This window comes from Halodurantibacterium daqingense (assembly GCF_042666235.1).
Taxonomy (GTDB): Bacteria; Pseudomonadota; Alphaproteobacteria; order Rhodobacterales; family Rhodobacteraceae; genus Halodurantibacterium; species Halodurantibacterium daqingensis.
Map to the genome: position 1 here is coordinate 220,383 of NZ_JBHTFQ010000004.1, position 20,153 is coordinate 240,535.

16 protein-coding genes are annotated in these 20,153 nt (G+C 67.2%); 1 reads left to right on the forward strand and 15 read right to left on the reverse strand.

Features of this window, described 5'->3' with window-relative positions; genetic code table 11:
* Window positions 1-9: 9 nt before the first annotated feature.
* From ACFQXB_RS09070 to ACFQXB_RS09115, 10 genes are all read right to left on the reverse strand, one after another.
* The gene (locus ACFQXB_RS09070) at window positions 10-627 is read right to left on the reverse strand and encodes an acyltransferase (protein ID WP_377402445.1); all 618 of its coding nucleotides are present in this window, start codon (window positions 625-627) and stop codon (window positions 10-12) included.
* Window positions 628-2,679: a phenylacetic acid degradation bifunctional protein PaaZ gene (gene paaZ, locus ACFQXB_RS09075; protein WP_377402448.1), complete on the reverse strand. Its 2,052-nt coding sequence runs from the start codon at window positions 2,677-2,679 to the stop codon at window positions 628-630. It abuts the gene before it with no gap.
* Between the two features lie 55 nt (window positions 2,680-2,734).
* Window positions 2,735-3,808, reverse strand: coding sequence for a 1,2-phenylacetyl-CoA epoxidase subunit PaaE (gene paaE / locus ACFQXB_RS09080; protein ID WP_377402451.1), 1,074 nt, complete (start codon window positions 3,806-3,808; stop codon window positions 2,735-2,737).
* 17 nt (window positions 3,809-3,825) lie between these two features.
* Window positions 3,826-4,344 carry a 1,2-phenylacetyl-CoA epoxidase subunit PaaD gene (gene paaD / locus ACFQXB_RS09085; RefSeq protein ID WP_377402454.1) on the reverse strand — a complete coding sequence of 173 codons (519 nt, stop codon included), beginning with the start codon at window positions 4,342-4,344 and terminating at the stop codon, window positions 3,826-3,828.
* A 4-nt stretch (window positions 4,345-4,348) separates the two neighbouring features.
* Entirely contained in the window at window positions 4,349-5,122 is a 774-nt protein-coding gene (gene paaC, locus ACFQXB_RS09090) for a 1,2-phenylacetyl-CoA epoxidase subunit PaaC (RefSeq protein ID WP_377402457.1), read from the reverse strand.
* Window positions 5,122-5,406 carry a 1,2-phenylacetyl-CoA epoxidase subunit PaaB gene (gene paaB, locus ACFQXB_RS09095; RefSeq protein ID WP_377402460.1) on the reverse strand — a complete coding sequence of 95 codons (285 nt, stop codon included), beginning with the start codon at window positions 5,404-5,406 and terminating at the stop codon, window positions 5,122-5,124. Before paaB ends, paaC begins: the two co-directional genes overlap by 1 nt.
* A gap of 41 nt (window positions 5,407-5,447) precedes the next feature.
* Window positions 5,448-6,452 carry a 1,2-phenylacetyl-CoA epoxidase subunit PaaA gene (paaA, locus tag ACFQXB_RS09100; protein WP_377402463.1) on the reverse strand — a complete coding sequence of 335 codons (1,005 nt, stop codon included), beginning with the start codon at window positions 6,450-6,452 and terminating at the stop codon, window positions 5,448-5,450.
* 14 nt (window positions 6,453-6,466) lie between these two features.
* On the reverse strand, window positions 6,467-7,672 hold the full coding sequence (gene pcaF / locus ACFQXB_RS09105) for a 3-oxoadipyl-CoA thiolase (RefSeq protein WP_377402466.1): 1,206 nt from the start codon (window positions 7,670-7,672) through the stop codon (window positions 6,467-6,469).
* A 154-nt stretch (window positions 7,673-7,826) separates the two neighbouring features.
* Window positions 7,827-8,729 (reverse strand): PaaX family transcriptional regulator C-terminal domain-containing protein, encoded by a 903-nt coding sequence (locus tag ACFQXB_RS09110; RefSeq protein WP_377402469.1) that lies wholly within the window; start codon window positions 8,727-8,729, stop codon window positions 7,827-7,829.
* 71 nt (window positions 8,730-8,800) lie between these two features.
* Window positions 8,801-12,214, reverse strand: a complete 3,414-nt coding sequence (locus ACFQXB_RS09115; RefSeq protein ID WP_377402472.1) for an indolepyruvate ferredoxin oxidoreductase family protein — start codon at window positions 12,212-12,214, stop codon at window positions 8,801-8,803.
* Window positions 12,215-12,357: 143 nt separating this feature from the next.
* On the opposite strand from ACFQXB_RS09115, the gene ACFQXB_RS09120 reads away from it, so the two are divergent.
* Window positions 12,358-12,816: an Lrp/AsnC family transcriptional regulator gene (locus ACFQXB_RS09120; protein WP_377402475.1), complete on the forward strand. Its 459-nt coding sequence runs from the start codon at window positions 12,358-12,360 to the stop codon at window positions 12,814-12,816.
* Window positions 12,817-12,823: 7 nt separating this feature from the next.
* Here the strand turns inward: ACFQXB_RS09120 and ACFQXB_RS09125 are convergent, their stop codons facing one another.
* From ACFQXB_RS09125 to ACFQXB_RS09145, 5 genes are all read right to left on the reverse strand, one after another.
* Entirely contained in the window at window positions 12,824-14,293 is a 1,470-nt protein-coding gene (locus tag ACFQXB_RS09125) for an L-lactate permease (protein ID WP_377402478.1), read from the reverse strand.
* On the reverse strand, window positions 14,293-15,303 hold the full coding sequence (locus tag ACFQXB_RS09130; RefSeq protein ID WP_377402481.1) for a 2-hydroxyacid dehydrogenase: 1,011 nt from the start codon (window positions 15,301-15,303) through the stop codon (window positions 14,293-14,295). The genes ACFQXB_RS09125 and ACFQXB_RS09130 overlap by 1 nt, the downstream gene beginning before the upstream one ends.
* A gap of 42 nt (window positions 15,304-15,345) precedes the next feature.
* Entirely contained in the window at window positions 15,346-16,224 is an 879-nt protein-coding gene (locus ACFQXB_RS09135) for a substrate-binding domain-containing protein (protein ID WP_377402484.1), read from the reverse strand.
* Between the two features lie 558 nt (window positions 16,225-16,782).
* Window positions 16,783-18,402, reverse strand: coding sequence for an isocitrate lyase (locus ACFQXB_RS09140; protein WP_377402487.1), 1,620 nt, complete (start codon window positions 18,400-18,402; stop codon window positions 16,783-16,785).
* A gap of 74 nt (window positions 18,403-18,476) precedes the next feature.
* Window positions 18,477-20,063 (reverse strand): malate synthase A, encoded by a 1,587-nt coding sequence (locus ACFQXB_RS09145; protein ID WP_377402490.1) that lies wholly within the window; start codon window positions 20,061-20,063, stop codon window positions 18,477-18,479.
* Window positions 20,064-20,153 lie beyond the last annotated feature (90 nt).

Genomic DNA, 20,153 nt, shown 5'->3' on the forward strand with positions numbered 1-20,153 from the left:
CCGCCCGGATCAGGACCGCGCGTCCAGCCGCATCCGTTCCAGCACCAGCGGATCATGTTCGGGCGCGCGGATGCGGCGCCGGTCGGCTTCGGGTGCGCTCAGCGCCGTGGCCGGATGCAGCTTGTCGCGCGCCTCGGACGCAAGCTGCTGGTAGACGGCGGTGCCCTTGCGCTTCCAGGCGATCTCCTCGGCGGTCAGCTTGCGCAGGATGCGCGCGGGGCTGCCCACGACCAGGCTGTCGGGCGGCACCTGCATCCCCGCCTTGACGAAGCTCATCGCGCCGATGATCGCGTTCTCGCCGATCTCGGCTTCGTCCATGACCACGGCATTCATGCCCACCATCGCATTGCGTCCGATCCGGCAGCCGTGCAGAACCGCACCGTGGCCGATATGCCCTTCTTCGCCGATCACCACGTCAAGGTTTGGGAAGCTGTGGACGACGCAGGTTTCCTGCAGGTTGCTGCCCCGCTCCATCACGATGCGACCGAAATCGCCACGCAGCACCGCGCCGGGCCCGACATAGCAGCCGGGCCCCACCATCACATCGCCGATCACCACCGCCGCCGGATGCACGAAGGCCAGCGGGTCGATCACCGGCACGATCCCGTCATAGGACCAGACCTGCATCTAGCCCTCCTTGGCGACCATGGTCAGCACGTCATACTGCGCGACCACCTCGGCCTTCTGGTTGGTGACGCGGCAATCCCAGCGCACCTCGCCGTGTTCGGCATTGGCCCGCGGGTTGATCTCCTTGCAGGTCAGCTGCACTTGAAGAACGTCGCCGGGGTTCACCGGGGTCAGGAACCGCAGGTTGTCAACGCCATAGTTCGCCAGCACCGGGCCCGGCGCCGGATCGACAAAAAGGCCCGCCGCAAACGACAGGATCAGATAGCCATGCGCCACGCGCCCCTCGAAGAAGGGGTTCGCGCGCGCGGCCTCTTCATCCATATGGGCATAGAATGTGTCGCCGGTGAAGGTGGCGAAATGGGCGATATCCTCAAGCGTCACCTCGCGGGTGCCGGTCAGGATCTGGTCACCGATCCGCAGCGTTGCCAGGGATTTCCGGAACGGATGCACGGTATCGCGCGGGGCATCGGCGCCGGCGATCCAGCGCCCGGTGACGGCCGAGACCAGATCTGGCGTGCCCTGCACCGCGCTGCGCTGCATGAAATGGGTCACGCCGCGGATCCCGCCCAGTTCCTCGCCACCACCGGCCCGGCCCGGCCCGCCATGCACCAGCACCGGAAGCGGGGATCCATGCCCGGTCGAGCTTTTGGCGCTGCCGCGGTTGCCGATCAGGATCCGGCCGTGGAACGGCGCCATGCCCAGCACCATCTCGCGCGCCACGTCGCGATCATTGGTGAAGACCGAGGCGACAAGGCTGCCCCTGCCGCGGCGCGCAAGTGTCACCGCCTCGGCGATGTCGTCATAGGGCATCACGGTGCTGACCGGGCCGAAGGCCTCGACCTCATGCACCCGGGTCGCCGTGCCGGGACGGTCGCAATACAGAAGAACCGGGCTCAGGAACGCGCCCGCCTGCGCATCGCCGCTGTGCAGGCGCGGCTGGTCGGGGTTGCCGGCCACGACCTCGGCCTCGCGCGACAATTCGGCGATGCGGCCGCGCACCTCGTCACGCTGCGACAGGCTTGCCAGCGGACCCATGCGCACGGCTTCGTCGGCGGGGTTGCCGAGCGGCGTCTTTTCCAGCCGGTCGCGCAGCGCCGAGACCAGCGCATCGCACTGGGCGCGGGGCGCGATCACGCGGCGGATGGCGGTGCATTTCTGCCCGGCCTTCACCGTCATCTCGCGCGCGACCTCGCGCACGAAAAGGTCGAACTCTTGCGTGCCCGACACCGCATCGGGGCCCAGGATGGCCGCGTTGAGACTGTCGGCCTCCATCGTGAAGCGTGTCGCATTGGCGACGATGACGGGATGGGTGCGCAATCTGGCCCCCGTCGCCGCCGAACCGGTGAAAGTCACCGCATCCTGGCAATCCACATGGTCCAGCAGATCCCCGACCGAGCCGCAGATCAGTTGCAGCGCGCCCTCGGGCAGGATCCCCGTCTCGATGATCCGGCGCACCATCAGTTCGGTCAGATAGGCGGTCTGGCTTGCCGGCTTGATGATCGCGGGCATTCCCGCCAGAAGCGTCGGCGCCAGCTTCTCCAGCATGCCCCAGCAGGGGAAGTTGTAGGCGTTGATATGCACCGCCACGCCTTCCAGCGGCGTCAGGATATGCTGGCCGACAAAGCTGCCGTCGCGGCTCAGCTGTTCGACCTCGCCATCGGTCAGGATCCGGGCGTTCGGCAATTCGCGCCGGCCCTTCGAGGCATAGGACAGAAGCGTGCCGATCCCGCCCTCGATATCGATCCAGCTGTCGGCGCGGGTGGCTCCGGTTGCCAGCGACAGCGCATAGAACTCTTCCTTCTGCGCCATCAGGGCCTGGCCAAGCGCCTTGAGCATCAGCGCCCGGTCATGGAACGTCATCGCACGCAACACCGGCCCCGCGGTGCGGCGCCCCCAGTCCAGCGCCGCGGCGAAATCAAGCCCGGAACTGTCGACCAGCGCAACCGGCAGGCCGGTGGACGCGTCCAGCAGGGTGGCACCCTCGCCCTGACCCGCCGTCCAGCGGCCACAGACAAAGCTTTCCAGGCGCCGTGGCCGGGTGATGACGTTCATGTTGGTCTTCCTTCGTTCAGGTCACAGGCCTGCGCGGCGGGCGCCGGGCCAGGTGTCATTGGTCGTAGCTGACCACGATCCGGTCGCTGATCGGGTAGCACTGGCAGGTAAGCACATAGCCTTGCCGCACCTCGTAATCCTCAAGGGCGTGGTTGGTTTCCATCTCGACCTCGCCCTCGATCACGCGGGCGCGGCAGGTCGAACAGACGCCGGCCTTGCAGGCATAGGGCGCATCGATCGCATTCGACAGCGCCGCCTCAAGCAGGCTTTGCCCCGCCTTGGGCATCCGGAAGGTCCGCGTCGTGCCGTCCAGCGTCACCGTCGCCTCGCAGGCCGCATCTTGATCGGTGAGGGTTGCCGCCACGCGTTGCCGGGCGCGACCGGGCTGGCCCGCGGCGAACAGCTCGAACTTGATCTGGTCATCGCTCAGCCCGTGATCGCGCAGCGCCTGGGCGATGGCCAGCATCATCGGTTCCGGCCCGCAGATGAAGGCGGTATCGACCGAGGCGATATCGATCCAGCGGCTGAACAGTTCGGCACATTTCGCCCCGTCCACGCGGCCGGTGAAAAGGTCGATGTCCTGCGCCTCGGATTCCAGCACATGGATCACCGAGAAACGGCCCAGATAGGTGCTTTTCAGGTCATCAAGCTCTTCGCGGAACATGATCGAGCTGATCTGCCGATTGGCATAGACCAGCGTGAAGCGCGAATTCGGCTCGCGCGCAAGGACGGTCTTGATGATCGACAGCACCGGGGTGATGCCACTGCCGCCGGCAAAGCCAAGGTAATGCCGCGCCGCCTCGGGTTCGAGCACGGTGAAGAAGTTGCCCATCGGTGGCATGGCTTCCAGAACCTCGCCGGGGCGCAGGTTCTCGTTCGCCCAGCTGGAAAAGGCCCCGCCGTCCACGCGCTTGATGCCGACGCGGATCACGCCTTCGTCAAGTCCTGCGCAGATCGAATAGCTGCGGCGCAGTTCTTCGCCATCGAAACTGCGGCGGAAGGTCAGGTATTGGCCCTGGGTGAAGGAAAAGGCCGCGCGGTCTTCTTTGCGCGGGCGCAGCGTGACGACCACGGCGTCACGGGTTTCGCGGCGAACGTCGGTGACTTCAAGCGGATGAAAACGTGCCATGGCGGGTCCTCGCATCCTCAGATGCATTTGAAATAATCGAAGGGTTCAAGGCAGTCGGTGCAGCGATAGCTGGCCTTGCAGGGGGTCGATCCGAACTGGCTGATCTTCTCGGTGGCCGAGGATCCGCAGTGCGGGCAGGCCACCACAAGGTTCGCCCCGCCGGCAAGCCGCGCCGCGCGCCCCATCACCACGCCGTCGGCGGCGGTTCCGTCGATGGGCGGCGCAATCCCGTAGGCGCGCAGCTTTTCCCGGCCCTCGGCACTGATCCAGTCGGTCGTCCAGGGCGGGCTCAGTTGCCGTTCCAGCCGAAGCTTCTCGATGCCCCTGGCGCGCAGTGCCGTCTCGATATCAAGGTTGATGACGGTGGTGGCCGGGCAACCGGAATAGGTCGGCGTGACCGTGACGACCAGCGTGTCGTCCTGCCAGCCCACCTGACGGATGATGCCCAGATCGGTGAGCGAGATCACCGGGATTTCGGGGTCGGGAACGGCCGAGAGCCAGTCCCAGATCTGGGCGATATCGGGGCGGCCGGTCATGGCGCTACCAGGTTGCATCCGGATAGGCCCGTTGCAGGAACTGCATCTCGGCCAGGATGAACCCCAGATGTTCGCTGTGCACGCCGCGCTTGCCACCACGATGCATGTAGCCGTCGGCCGGCTGCTGCAGCGTTGCCTCCGAGAGCACCTCGGACAGGGTGGCCTGCCACGCGTCCCGCAGCGAGGAAGGCAGCGGTGCCACTCCGGCAAGCCGCGCGTCACCCGCATCATCCATGAACATCTCGCCGGTATAGGGCCAGAGCGCCTCCAGCGCCGTCTGCATCCGGCGGTGGCTTTCCTCGGTGCCGTCGCCCAGGCGGATCACCAGATCGCCCGACCGCTCCAGATGATAGGCCACTTCGCGCACCGCCTTGGCCGCAATCTCGGCCAGCCGGGGATCGGACGAACCTTCCAGCGCCTTCAGCATCGGCAGATGCCAGGCGTCGAACAGGAACTGACGCATCAGCGTGTGCCCGAAATCGCCGTTGGGAATTTCCGTCAGCAGCAGGTTGCGGAAGCCCTGGGCATCACGGCGATAGGCCAGCGCATCGGCATCGCGGCCACGGCCTTCGATCGTGCCGGCAAGACCCAGCCAGAGCTGCGTCTGGCCGATCAGGTCCAGCGCCACATTGGCAAGGGCGATGTCCTCTTCCAGCACCGGGCCATGCCCGCACCATTCCGACACCCGATGCCCCAGGATCAGGCAGTTGTCGCCCATGCGCAGCAGGAAGTCGAAAAGCGCCGCCTGATCGACGGCGGTCTCTGCCACGGCAGCCATCACATATGCCCCACTTCGTCCGGGATGTCGAAGAAGGTCGGATGGCGATAGACCTTGCTGTTCGCGGGGTCGAACAGTGGCCCCTTGTCCGACGGCGCGCTGGCCACGACATCGGCGGACCGCACCACCCAGATGCTGACGCCTTCGTTGCGCCGCGTATAGACATCGCGCGCGTTCAGGATCGCCATTTCGGCGTCGGGCGCGTGCAGGCTTCCGACATGGCGATGGTTAAGCCCGTGCTGGCCACGGATGAAGACCTCCCAGAGGGGCCATTCGCTGGACATCTGCATTCCTCCGATATCTGGCAAGGCGGTGTGCCGCCGGACTATTCTGCTGCGATCTGGGCCGCGCGGCGCCGCGCGGCGGTTTTTTCGGCATGGGCCACAAGCCCGTCGCGGAACCAGGCGCCTTCGTCCCAGGCCTTGACCCGCGCGCCCAGCCGTTCCTTGTTGCAGGGGCCGTTGCCGGCAATCACCTCGAAGAACTCGGACCAGTCGGGTTCCCCAAAGTCATAGCCGCCCTTTTCCGCGTTCCATTTCAGCTCGGGGTCGGGGATGGTGAGGCCAAGGTATTCGGCCTGCGGCACGGTCTGATCCACGAACTTCTGCCGCAGCTCGTCGTTCGAGTTCTGCTTGATCTTCCAGGCCATCGATTGCGCCGAATGGACCGAGGCATCGTCCGACGGCCCGAACATCATCAGCGAAGGCCACCACCAGCGGTTCAGCGCATCCTGCACCATGTCGCGCTGCGCGTCGGTGCCCTTCACCATCTTCATCAGGATGTCATAGCCCTGGCGCTGGTGAAAGCTTTCTTCCTTGCAGATCCGGATCATCGCGCGGCTGTAGGGACCGTAGGAACAGCGTTGCAGCGGCACCTGGTTCATGATCGCCGCGCCGTCCACCAGCCAGCCGATCGCGCCGATGTCGGCCCAGCTCAGCGTGGGATAGTTGAAGATCGAGGAATACTTGGCCTTGCCGGAGTGCAGCTGTTCGTAAAGCTCGTCCCGGCTGACGCCCAACGTTTCCGCGGCGCAGTAAAGGTAAAGCCCGTGGCCGGCCTCGTCCTGAACCTTGGCCAGCAGGATCGCCTTGCGTTCCAGCGTGGGGGCACGGGTGATCCAGTTGCCTTCAGGCAGCTGACCCACGATTTCGGAATGCGCGTGCTGGCTGATCTGACGGATCAGCGTCTTGCGATAGCCTTCGGGCATCCACTCCTTGGGCTCGATCTTCTCGCCGCGGTCCACGCGCTCCTGAAAGGCACGCTCGACCGGATCCATTTCGTCAAGGCTCCGGACCCGGGCGCCATCTGTCTTTACCATCTGTGCATACATGACCGTCTCCGTTGCTAAATTCGTTCGAGGATCAGGGCCACGCCCTGCCCTACGCCGACACACATGGTGCACAGCGCATACCGTCCACCCTGCCGCTGCAGCTGATAGCTTGCCGTCGTGACAAGCCGCGCGCCGCTCATGCCCAAGGGGTGGCCAAGGGCAATGGCGCCGCCGTTCGGATTGACATGGGGCGCATCATCCGGCAGCCCCAGCGTGCGCAGAACGGCCAGCGCCTGCGCGGCGAAGGCTTCGTTCAGCTCGATCAGATCCATCTGTGCCAGCGTAAGCCCGGCGCGCTCCAGCACCCGCTGCACCGCCGGGACCGGGCCGATGCCCATGATCCGTGGCGCCACACCGGCCGCCGCCATCGCCACGATGCGGGCGCGCGGCGTCAGCCCCTGCTCGGCCGCCATCCGTTCCGAGGCGACGATCAGCGCCGCCGCCCCGTCATTGACGCCCGAGGCATTGCCCGCCGTCACCGTCAGATCCGGCCCGTTCACGCCCTTCAGCCGCGCAAGGTCAGCCGCCTCGGTGCCCGGACGCGGATGTTCATCGACCTCGACCTGATGGGTTTCGCCCCTCCGGCCGGCCACGGTGACCGGCACGATTTCCCGGGTGAAGTGGCCAGCCGCCTGCGCCGCGGCCCAGCGGCTCTGGCTGCGGGCGGCAAAGGCATCCTGATCGGCCCGGCTGATCCCGTAATCCGCAGCCACATTATCGGCCGTTTCGGGCATCGAATGGGTGCCGTGGCTGGCCGCAAGACGCGGGTTCGGAAAGCGCCAGCCAATCGTCGTGTCATAGATCGCGCTTGAGCGGGAAAAGGCGCTTTCGGCCTTGGGCATGACAAAGGGCGCGCGGCTCATGCTTTCGACGCCGCCGGCAATCATCAGATCGCAGTCGCCGGCGCGGATCGCGCGGGCCGCCATGCCCACCGCATCCAGACCCGATCCGCACAGCCGGTTGACCGTCGTGCCCGGCACGCAATCCGGCAGGCCGGCCAGCAGGGCCGCCATGCGCGCCACATTGCGATTGTCTTCGCCCGCCTGGTTCGCGCAGCCATAGACGAGGTCATCGACCCGCGCCCAGTCCACCCCGGGATTGCGCGCCACAAGGGCAGCCAGCGGCACTGCGGCAAGATCATCCGCGCGCACGGTCGCAAGCGCGCCGCCATAGCGGCCGATGGGCGTGCGCAGCGCATCGCAGATGAACGCTTCCGACATGACGCCTCCCCTCGCTGTCGTCCGGCAGCGGCTAATCATCGACCGCTCGGTTGATGATATAGCGCGCGAAGCGTCACAAATCAAGCATGGCGAAGCTCAAATCTGTGATGTTTCGCAGCCTGATTTCCGTCCCCGCAACAAGCCCCTGCGAATGCTAGGAAATCGCCTTTTCAAGCCCCTGTGCGCGGGCAAGCGTTGCGGCGGTCCTGGGGGGAAGCGGGCCAAGACGGGTGACGAAATCGGCCGCCACCGCCGACTCGGCCCCCGGGGACAGGGCCAGATAGCTGCGGGAAAAAAGCCGCCGCGCCTCATGGCCGGGCCAGTCTGTCGGCAGTGCGGCGCCGGGCAGGCGCGGATCGCGCAGCAGCACGGCGCGGAACAGATGCACCAGCAGCAGGCGCGCGGTCAGGCAGGTGCCGGGGCCGGGCGGACCGTCCTGTTCCAGGATCCGGGCAAGCGGGGTGAACCAGCCGATGAACCGGGCATAGGCCGCGGCGTGACGGTCCAGATCCCAGTGCGCCGCCGCAAAATCGCGCAGAGCCTCGGGCGGGGCACCGGCCCCGCAGGGCATGCGGGCGGAAAAGACCAACCCGGGAAGGGCCGACCCGTCCCCGCGCGCCGGCCCGGCGAAAAGCTGCGGCCCGACACGGGCAAAGCCCATCGCCTCAAGCAGGGAGATCTGGGATGGCGGGGCATCGGCGCCAAGGTGAACGAAACGCCAGGCCTCCGTCTGGCCCGCCGCCGGCGGATGGAACAGGACCTGCGCTGCCTGCGCGAATTCGGCGCGGGCCTCGGGCGTCAGGCTGTAGTAGCTGCGCCGCCCTTCGCGTTCCCCCGACAGCTGCCCCGCGGTCACCAGCCGCGACACGGCGGTGCGCACCAGCGTTTCGCTGATGCCTGCAGCCGCGCAGGTGGCAATCAGATTGCCCATCCAGACCTCGCCACCGCGCGGGTCGATCACGTCGCCATAGATGGTGACGATGAAGCTGGCGGCCCGCAGGCCGCAGTCTTCTAGTATCCGGTCGATCTGCCGCCCCGCACGGTCGTTTCTGGTCACGTCGCCGCCCTATGCCCACTGCCCGACCGGGTCTGACATGGGCGCAGGGGGTTGGCAACCGGGGCGCGGGTTCAGCGCGCGGCGGACAGCCCCTCCAGAAGGGCCGCAACCCGCGCCTGCCCGGCCTGCACCGCAGCCTCCTTGACCGGGCCATAGCCCCGCATCTCCATCGGGGCGGACAGGATCTGCAGCCAGGTGGCGCGGGTCGTCGCGCCGGTCTCCGGGTTCAGATCATGCGCCGCACGTTGCAGCAGCGCCTCGTACCAGGGGATCAGCGCGCGCTCCATCCGCCGTTCGGCGGTATGGCCGAAGGGATCGAGGGCCGTGCCGCGCAGCCGCTTCATCCGGACCAACGCCGCAAAACCAAGCCGCATCGCACTGCCGAATTCGCGCTTGCGCGGGCGACCACGTGCGTCGCGCCCCGGCAGCAGCGGCGGCGCCATGTGCCAGCGCAGCTTTGCCCCCGGCTCGAAAGCTTCAGCGATCTGCGTGGCAAAGGCCGGATCGCGATGCAGGCGCGCCACCTCGTATTCATCCTTGTAAGCCATGAGCCGGAACAGCGACCGCGCCGCAACCGCCTGCAGATCCGGGTCCGCCGCCAGGGGCGCCAGCGCCGCCCGGTATCGCGCGGCATAGGCGGCATCCTGATAATCCGTCAGGAAGGCGGCGCGCCGCTCGATCAGGTCGGAGACATCGGCGGCAGGGGCATCGGAGGTTTCGCGCAGAAGGTCCGGCGCGGTGATGGCCAGCCGACCCAGGGCAAAGGCCAGCCGGTTGCGATCGGGGGCCACGCCGTTCAGCGTGATCGCCTGATCCAGCGCCGCGCGAGAAACCGGCACCAGCCCTGCCTGCCAGCCCATGCCCAGCATGATCATGTTGGCAAAGACCGCATCGCCCAGCAGACGCTCGGCCAGACGGTTCGCGTCGATCGCCCGCATGCGCCCGGGCCCGGCCACGGCGGCGATGGCCGCCAGCCGGTCGTCGATCCGCAGATCGGCGTCACGGTTCAGAACGATGTCTCCGGTGGGCATCATGGCCGCATTCACCACCGCCCCCATGCCGGGGCGATAGCTTGCCGAGGCCTTGGGCGAGGATGACACCACCGCATCACAGCCGATCAGCGCATCGGCACTGGCCGCATCGATCCGCACCTGCCGGATGTCGTCAGGTGTCGGGGCCAGCCGCACATAGCTGAGCACCGGTCCGAACTTCTGCGCGAACCCGGTGAAATCCAGCACGCTCGCGCCCCGGCCCTCCAGATGCGCGGCCATGGTGACCAGCGCCCCCAACGTGACGACGCCGGTGCCGCCGACCCCTGTCACCAGAAGGTCATAGGGCCGATCGAGCAGCGGCAGATCCGGTTCCGGCAGCACCTCCAGCGCGGCGGCGATATCCGGCGGAAGCCCCCCCTGCGCGCGCCGCCGCTTGCCCTCGACCGTGACGAAGCTGGGGCAGAAGCCGTTCAGGCAGGAATAATCCTTGTTGCAGGCCGAGGGGTTGATACGGCGCTTCGGCCCGAATTCCGTCTGCACGGGTTCAACGGACAGGCAGTTCGATTCCACCGAACAGTCGCCGCAGCCTTCACAGACCAGTTCGTTGATGACGACATGGCGGTCAGGGTCGGGCATCAGCCCGCGCTTGCGCCGACGGCGCTTTTCGGTGGCGCAGGTCTGTTCATAGATCAGCACCGACACGCCCGGAATCTCGCGCAGGTCACGCTGCACCGCGTCCAGATCACGGCGGTGGTGCAGCGTGGTTCCGCTGGGGAAATCGGCCAGACGAAACTTTCCGGGTACGTCCGAGACAAGCGCGATACGCTCCACCCCCTCGGCGCGGCAGCTGTGGGCCACCGCCTGCACGCTGACCGGCCCGTCCACCGGCTGGCCACCGGTCATCGCCACGGCGTCGTTGTAAAGGATCTTGTAGGTGATGTTCGCCCCGGCGGCGCGCGCCTGCCGGATCGCCATCGAGCCCGAATGATACCAGGTGCCTTCGCCCAGGTTCTGGAACACATGGCCCTTGCCGGTGAACAGCGAGGATGCGGCCCAGTTCACCCCCTCGCCGCCCATCTGGATCAGCGACGAGGTTTCGCGGTTCATCCAGCTGGCCATGAAGTGACAGCCGATCCCCGCCAGCGCCTTCGATCCTTCCGGCACCCTGGTCGAACTGTTGTGGGGGCAACCCGAGCAGAAATAGGGCGTCCGCACCGCCCCGGGCACCGAAAGCTGCGGCACCGGTGCCGCCAGAAGCGCCTCGGCGCGGGCCAGGAAGCCCTGATCGGGAAACAGTGTCTCAAGCCGGCGCGCCACGATCGGCACCAGAAGGCGCGGCGACAGCTCGCCCGTCCAGGGCACCAGCCGTGCACCGGACTCGTCGCGCTTGCCCACCATGCGCTGCGGCTTGTCGCCGGGCCAGTCGTAGAAATATTCCTTGAGCTGGCTTTCGACGATGCCGCGCTTTTCCTCGACGACCAGCACCTCTTGCTTGCCGCGCACGAAATCCAGCGCCCGGCGCCGGGCCAGCGGCCAGACCATGCCGACCTTGTAGATATCAATGCCAAGGTTGCGGCAGCGCGGCGCATCCAGCCCCAGAAGCCGCAGCGCCTCCATCAGGTCCAGATGCGCCTTGCCGGTGGTGACGATGCCAAAGCGCGCCGGGCCGCCGTAAAGCGCGTGGTCGATCGGGTTTGCCTCGGCAAAGGCCAGCACCGCGTCTTTCTTGGCCTGCATCCGCTCTTCGATCTGCGGGCCGGGCAGGTCGGGCCAGCGATAGTGCAGCCCCGTTGCGGGAGGCCGGTGATCGGGCGCGACAAAGATCCGGTCGGGCGCCAGTTGCACCGACATCGCGCTTTCCACCACATCCGAGATCGCCTTGAACCCGACCCACATCCCCGAATACCGCGACAGCGCATAGCCCCATTCGCCAAAGCTCAGATATTCCGCGACCGAGGCGGGACTGAGCGTCGGCATGAACCACGACATGAAGGCCACGTCGGACTGATGCGGCATCGAGGACGACACGCAGCCGTGGTCATCCCCGGCGACCACAAGCACCCCTCCGTGGGGCGAGGATCCATAGGCATTGCCATGTTTCAGCGCATCGCCCGCCCGGTCCACCCCCGGCCCCTTGCCATACCACATGGCAAAGACACCCTGAACCTCGCGCGCGGGGTCGGTTTCCACCTGCTGGCTGCCCAGCACCGCCGTGGCGGCAAGATCCTCGTTCACGGCGGGCAGAAAGCGGATGCCCGCCGCATCGATGCGGTCGCGCTGGCGCCAAAGCTCCAGATCCACCCCGCCCAGCGGCGATCCGCGATAGCCCGAGACGAAGCCGCCCGTCTTCAGCCCCGCCGCCGCATCGCGCCGCGCCTGATCCAGCAGGATGCGCACCAGCGCCTGCGTTCCGGTCAGGAACACCCGCCCCTCGGTGCGCAGGTAACGATCGTCAAGCGCGTAATCCTGCAACGGCTGATGATGAAAGGTCATCCGGTCCTCCCCTCCCGAGCTGGTTCTTCAGGATATCACGCGCGCCCTGGCGATTGTTTCCCGATTGTCCCGCGGATCGCGCTTGTTGCGAAAGCAATTTTCCGCCATCCTGCCCCAAGCGGAAAAAACTGCCACGAGGCGCGATGAAGCTGGAAGATCAGGACTGGCGCCTGCTGCGCATCCTTCAGGAGGACGGGCGGATCACGAATCAGGATCTGGCCGACCGCGCCGGCATGTCGGCCTCGGCCTGCTGGCGGCGCGTGCGCGCGCTTGAGGGCGCCGGGGTGATCCGGCGCTATGCCGCCCTTCTGGACAACCGCAAGGCCGGCCTCGATTTTCACGCGATTGTCCATGTGCAACTGGTGCGCCACAGCCGCGAGAATGTGCAGGAATTCGTGGACGAGGTGACGCGCTGCCCCGAGGTTCAGGCCTGCTATGCCACATCGGGGGTCTCGGATTACCATCTGCGGGTGCTGTGCCGCGATCAGGATGCCTATAACGCCTTTCTGGAACGGTTCCTGTTCCGGCTGAGCGGCGTTGCCAACGTGCAGACCAATATCGTGCTGCGCGAAATCAAGGCCGATGCGTCGCCGGGCGGCTAGGCGCCCTTCATCCCGCCAGCCACACCAACACCCCGCCCGCCAGCGCATAAAGGCCGCAGATCGGCAGGGTCAGGCGCAACACCTCGCCCTCGCGCCCCGGAGCAAGGGCAACGGTCGCTGCCCCGGCGATGATGTTGTGCGGGCTGACGATATTGCCGATCGCCGCGCCGAAGTTCTGCGCGCCATGCATGAGGGGCGGTGTGAGGCCAAGCGCCTCGGCGGCACCCTGCTGCAACCCGGTGAACAGGATGTTCGACGCCGTTGCCGATCCGGTGACAAAGGTTCCCAGAACCCCCACGAAGGGTGCAAGAACCGGCCAGATCGCCCCGCTGGCCGCCGCAGCCTGGGCCAAGGCCGCGATCATGCCGCCATGCACCAGAACCCGCGACAGCATCAGCATGGCGAGAAGCGCAAGCGCCACCGGCGCCAGGCGGCGCAGCGCCCGCGCCATCGCCGGGGCAAGGCCCGCCGCCTGCCCCTGCAGGACACCGCCCAGAAGAAACCCGATCAGAAGCAGGGTTCCGGGATGGTAAAGCGGCTCGATCCGGCCCGAGAAGCCGCCGGGAAGAGTCCAGGCAATCTCGATCGCGCGCAGGGGTTCGCGCAAGGGCGGCAGAAGCCGGGTCGCAAGGATCAGCGCCATCAGCACCAGATAGGGCAAGGCGGCCCGCAGGAGCGCCCCGGCCGGGGGGCCGGGCAGATGTGCCGCTACCGCATGACGCCGCGCCACCAGCGCGAAGGCCGCCCCGCCCACCAGTGCCGGCGCAAGCGTCGGAAGCTCGGGGCCTACCATCGCGGCAAGGGCCAGGGAGGGGCCAAGGAACAGCGCCGCCGCCAGAACCGGCCAGCCCCAGGCTGCCCGCGGGGGCCACCCCGGCGCGGCCAGCCGGAACAGCGCCGCAACCAGCCCAAGCCCCAGTGTCGCATGCAGCGCCGCCGCAGGCCAGGCCAGTGCCTGACCATCAAGCCCGGTGATCCCCATCTGCGCCATGACCGGCGTGCCGACCGCCCCGAAGGATACCCCCGCGGCATGGCCCACCAGCGCCAGCACCACCGCCCGCACCGGCGCGATCCCCAGCGCCACCAGAAGCGGCGCCGCAAGCGCAACGGGCGTGCCGAAACCCGCCACCCCCTCCATGAACAGGCCGAAGAACCAGGCAACCAGCAGCACCTGGATGCGCAGATCATCCGCCACCCGCACCAGCGCGCTGCGGATCGTCTCGAAGGCGCCGGCGCGCAGCTGCGCCTCGTAAAGGCAAAGGGCGGGAAAGATGATCCAGAGGATCGTCACGGTCAGGAAGCCCGCCTCGGCCGCGGTTCCGGCAAGCACCGTCGCACCGCCATAGTCGAAGGCGAACGCGCCCACTACCAGCGCCGCCCCCAGCCCCAGCGCCCCGGCCGAGGCCGCGCGCCAGCGCAGGCCCAGCATTGCCCCCACCACCAGCGCGATGGGCAAGGCGGCCAGCAGCACCGGCATCAGGGCTTTCCGGCGATCATCTCGACCGAGATCTCATGCGGCGCGCGCCCGCTCTGGCGGAACGCGATCAGGTTCTCGACCGTCGTCTCGGCGATATTGGTCATCGCCTCGCGGGTGAAGAAGGCCTGATGGCCGGTGATCAGCACGTTCGGGAAGGTCAGCAGCCGCGCAAAGACATCATCATGCAGCACCTGATCGGACAGGTCCTCGAAGAACAGATCGGCCTCTTCCTCATAGACATCCAGCCCCAGCCCGCCGATCACCCCCTCCTTGAGGCCGCGGATCACTGCCTGCGTTTCCACTACCGCGCCGCGGCTGGTGTTGATCAGCATCATGCCGGGCCGCAGGAGCGGCAGCACCTCGTCCCGGATCAGGTGGTGGGTTTCCGGTGTCAGCGGGCAATGCAGGCTGAGGATATCCGAACGCGACAGGATCTCGTCCCGGCCGACATAGTCCATGCCCAGGGCCTCGCACACCGGGTTGGGAAAGGGGTCATGCCCCAGCAGCCGGCAGCCAAACCCGGAAAGGATGCGGGCCAGAACCTCGCCGATCTTGCCGGTGCCGATGATGCCCACCGTCTTGCCATGCAGGTCGAAGCCCAGAAGCCCGTCCAGCGCGAAATTCCCCTCGCGCACGCGGTTATAGGCGCGGTGGATACGCCGGTTGAGCGCGAGGATCAGCGCCATGGTATGTTCGGCAACCGCGTGGGGCGAATAGGCCGGCACCCGCGCCACATGCAGCCCAAGATCGCGCGCCACCGGCAGATCGACATGGTTGAAACCGGCGCTGCGCAAGGCGATCAGCCGCACACCGCGATCGGCAAGCACACGCAGCACCGGCGCCGAAAGGTCATCGTTCACAAAGGCACAGACCGCCCCGGCGCGGGCCAGCGCCGCGCTGTCCGTCGTCAGCCGGGCTTCGAGAAAATGCAGCGCAAGATCCTGCCCGGTTGCGGCGGCGTCAAGGAACTGCCGGTCATAGGGCTTGGTGCTGTAGACGGTTACATCCATGAAATTCCTCCTCGTGGCATGATCGGGCAACGATCCGTGCGCCTAGCCGTTCCAGCGCACCGCGCCCAGATCGGTCAGATCGTAGCCGCCCAGACGGGCGGCACGGGCGGCCATGTCGGGGCCTCGGGCAAAGCGCAGCAAGGCTTGCACGGGGGCTTCGAAATAATCCCGGCGGCGAAGCACCAGATCGAAACATTCGTCCGCGATCAGCGGCAGGAAGCCCAGCGGCCCCGCCACGGCCTTCAGCCCCAGCCCGCAATCCGCCTCGCCGGTGGCGACCATGGTGGCAAGGTCGGCATGGGTGGCAACCCGGCGCGCGGCGGGCTGCACGGCCATTGGCGTCAGCCCGGCGCGCGTCAGCAATACATCCAGAAGACGTTCAGAGCCGCTGCCCGCGGTGCGCCGCGCCAGACGCAACCCCCGCGCCGCCACATCGGAAAGATCGGTGATGCCCAGCGGATTGCCCGGTGCGACCAGAAGCCCCTGTTCGCGCCGCGCCCAGTGGATGACGACGATTCCGCCGCTCAGGCGCGCGCGCACCGCGGGCAGGTTGTATTCGCCGCTTTCCGGATCAAGCAGATGGCAGCCTGCCAGAACTGCCTGTCCCTCGGCCAAGGCTGCCAGCCCCTCGCCCGAACCCGAGGCCAGCACCGCCAGGCCCGATCCGCTTTCCCGCAACGCCCATTCCAGCAGCGGATCGTTCGACCCGGCATAGATCGGCGGCGGAGCGGCAGGGCCTCCCGCAGGATGCTCGGTCTGCGCCTCGACCCAGGCGTCGATGAGACGGCGCGGAAACAAGAGCTTGCCGGTTACCCGCGTGAAGGGGATGGTCTGGCGGTTGACCATCTCGTAGATCGTGCGCTCCTTGACGCGAAGATAGGCCGCGATTTCCGCCGTGGTCAGAAGCGAAGGGTCCTGCATCTGCTTGCAAATCCTGGGTTGTCCTTCGCCAAGCCTACCCAGTTCCACCTGCGGGGGCGAGGTCAATCTGTCACCCGCCGCGCCGGTCCCGATGCGGCGACAGGCCGCCACATCCATGCAGCAGACAGTCTCCTCGGACCATGTTGCGACATCGCCGGAACCGGAGGCAGCAGGACCAGCCGCCTGCGACCCCCGGGCACCGGCACGCGAGGATATCTCGCCGTCGCCTTCGGCAGACAGCCAGCCCCCCGCCCGCACCAGTTCGCGCCGGGGCAAGTCCCACAAACCCAGCCGCTGCCGCGACAGGCACGATCGGCAAGGCTCCGGCGCCCCCGCGCAGGGGCATCGGGGCAGTGCCTGCCTGCGTGACCGGCGGTCGGACGCATGGCCGTCGGCCCAGGGGAGCGGCAGGCGGTTGCCCGGGGGATCGCCTTGCCGGCCCAAGGGCCCGCCGCTTGTCACAGCGCGCGCCGGCCGGCGGTGCAAATGCGATCGTCCCGAAGGCCGGAGCCTTCGGGACGCGGTCTGCACCACAACGGGGCCGGAGGTCGGCCGCGGTTACTCTGCGGCGAACTGGTTCATGGTGTTGGCATGGCCACCGGCCTTGAGCGCACGTTCGCCCGCGACCATTTCCTTGAATGTGTCGCCCAGATCCGAACCCACTTCGTGCTGATGCTTGACGGCCGAGATGCCGCGGCGGATCTCTTCGCGCTGCACGGTGTTGACATAGGCCAGCATCTTGTCCTCGCCAAAGTAGCCCCGGCTCAGTTCGTCCACCGATTTCGCCGTCAGGTGGAAGGTGGGCAGGGTGATCAGGTTGTGGAACACGCCGGCCCTGGTCGAGATGTCGGTCTGGAAGCGGCGCAGCCGGTCGTCGGCCTCGCGGCCCAGGTCGGTCGCGTCATACTCGGGCTTCATCAGCTCGTTGCCGGCCGGATAGTCGGCCTCGGTGATGCGGCCTTCGCTGATCCACTGCTCGCGCACCTGCTTGCGCAGGTTCAGCGTCCAGTTGAACGAGGGCGAGTTGTTGTAGGTCAGCTTGGCATTCGGCACCACCGCGCGGATTTCGTTCACCATGCCGGCGATTTCATCCACATTCGGGGTGTCGGTCTCGATCCACAGCAGATCGGCGCCGCCCTGGGTCAGCGAGGCGATGCAGTCCTCGATCACCCGCGCCCGGCCGGACCCGTCCTGGAAGGGGAACAGGCCATTGGGCAGGCGGGCCGGGCGCACGAACTGGCCGTCACGATAAAGCGCCAGCTCGCCGTCGCGGATCGGGTTGGCATCGCTGATCGGCTCGGTCTTGAGCCACTTGATGTAGTCGGACGCCAGATCGCCCGGCTCTTTCGACACCGGCACCTTCTGGGTGAGGCCTGCGCCAAGGCTGTCGGTCCGGGCCACGATCACGCCGTCGTCCACGCCCAGTTCCTCGAAGGCCAGGCGGCAGGCGCGCAGCTTTTCGATGAAATCCTCGCGCGGCACGGTCACCTTGCCGTCCTGGTGGCCGCATTGCTTGGCATCCGAAACCTGGTTTTCGATCTGCAGGCAGCAGGCACCGGCCTTGATCAGCTCCTTGGCCAGAAGGTAGGTCGCATGTTCGTTGCCAAAACCCGCGTCGATATCGGCGATGATCGGCACGACATGGCTTTCGAAGGTATCGATCGCCTTGATGGCAGCCTTTTCGGCAGCGGCGTCGCCAGCAGCGCGGGCCGCCTTGAGGTCCTTGAACAGATCGTTGATCGCCACTTCATCCGCCTGCCGCAGCGAGGTGTAGATTTCCTGGATCAGGTCGGCAACGGCGGTCTTTTCATGCATCGACTGATCGGGCAGATGGCCCCAGCGGTTGCGCAGCCCGGCCACCATCCAGCCCGACAGATAGACATAGGCGCGCTTGGTGGTGCCGCGCAGACGCTTGACCGACTTGATCATCTGCTGCGCGTGAAAGCCCGACCAGCAGCCCAGCGACTGGGTCGAAAGGCTCGGGTCCGCGTCATAGGCAGCCATGTCCTCGCGCATCACGCGGGCCATGTCGCGCGCGATGTCAAGATGGGTGTCATAGCTGTTCTGCAGCCGAAGCTGCACGATGTCGTCCACGCTCACGCCGCCGGGGGTCTGGCCGGAGGGATAGCGGGCCAGTGCCTCGTTGCGAAGATCGGCGTAGGATTTGCGTCGTGCCATGCTGAGGGTCCTTTTCTGACAGGCAAGAGGGTATGGGTGGAACGGCACCGGGCGCGACGGCCCGGGCCGGAACGTCATTCAAGCGCGTTGAGCACGTCACCCGCCGGGACGGCGATGAAATCGGGCAGCATCTCGGCGGTGACCGCCTCGCTCAGCAGCCGCACGGCCGAGGCGTAATGGCCGCGGTGGAAGGCGCCGCCGCCGATCCGGTCAAGGATCGTGCCGACTTCGGCCTGCAGAAGCGCGCTGAACCACTCGGCGGTCATGGTCCGGGTGCCGCCCTGATCCAGCTGGACCGTCGCGCCATGACGCACCCATTGCCACAGCTGCGCGCGGCAGATCTCGGCGGTCGACATGTCGGGCGGCGCATCGCCGGCGGGGGCACTGCCCCGGCCCGAAAGCCAGCGGGCAAGGCATTCAAGGGCGGTGGCGATGCTGTCACGCAGGCCGGTTTCGGTAATCGCGCCCCGATGCGGTTCAAGCAGCTTCTGCTCCTCGATGCGGTAATACTGGCGCGGACGCTTGATCTGGTTCGCCTCGGGCATATGGGCGTCGAAGACGGCCCGGACCGGCGCCACGAGGGCCGGATCCGACACGCGGCTGCCGTCATGGCCCATCTCGACCTCGCGCAGCTTGTCGGCGCGCAGCACCTCAAGCGTCGCGGCGGGGCCGGCAAGCTGGCTGGCCACGCCGCCCAGGGCATGAATGCCGCGGCGGTGGCAGACCTTGACCAGCCGTGCGCCGTAATGGGCCAGGAATCCGTGATCCAGGCGCAGCTCGGCCCGGTCGGGCAGAACATGGGCGGCATGGTTGCGCAGCGTCCGGATATAGCTGAGCACATAGGTTCCGGGCGCCGCGATCAGCGCAGTGATGACCTCGCGCAGTTCCCAGACGATTTCGTCCATTTCAAAGGCAGCGCGCAGGGCGTCGATCTCGACCGTGACGCGGATCGCGCCGGGGGCAAGCTCCAGCCGCTCTTGCGCCCAGCCAAGGATGCTGTTCCACAGCCGCGCCTCGCGGTGGTTCTCGATCCCGGCAAGGCACAGGAACGGGCCGCGGCCCGCGTCGGCCAGCGCCCGGGCGTTGTGGAACATGTGCAGTCCGAAGTCGAACAGCGCCGCGGCAATCGGGCCGCCGTCGATCATGATGTTGCCTTCGTGCAGGTGCAGGCGGCGGGGGCGGACGAACAGAACCGGCGCATCCGGAAGGGCCGGGGCGCCCTCGGCCAACGCTCCGCTGCACAGGTCGATCAGATTGGCCTGACCCGCGATCATCGTGTCGAAGCGCGGCGCGGTGGCATCGTCGAAATCGGCGACAAAACTGCGTGCGCCCGAAGACATTGCGGCAATCATCTCGGGGCGGGTGACGGGGCCGATCAGTTCGACCCGGCGATCGGCAAGGGGCGCCGGAACCGGGGCGGCCGACCAGGGGCCGCGGCGGATATCGGTGGTTTCCTCGAGATAGCCCGGCAGGCGGCCCGAGTCATACCCATGCTGGCGTGCAAAGCGGGCACGCAACACCGCCTGGATCTGCGGCCCGAAGGCGGCATGCAGCGCGCCGAGAAAGGCAATCGCCTCCGGCGTCAGCACACGCTCGGCACCGGGCACGTCGCGCAGAACAAGAAGGGTCTTGGCAGCGGTCGGAGAGAGATCAAGGGACATTCCGGCATCCTTTCCGTATGCGACTGTATGCGATTCACAATGTCACACTAGTAATGTCAGTTCCGTTATGCATTATGCTTTTCAAATAAA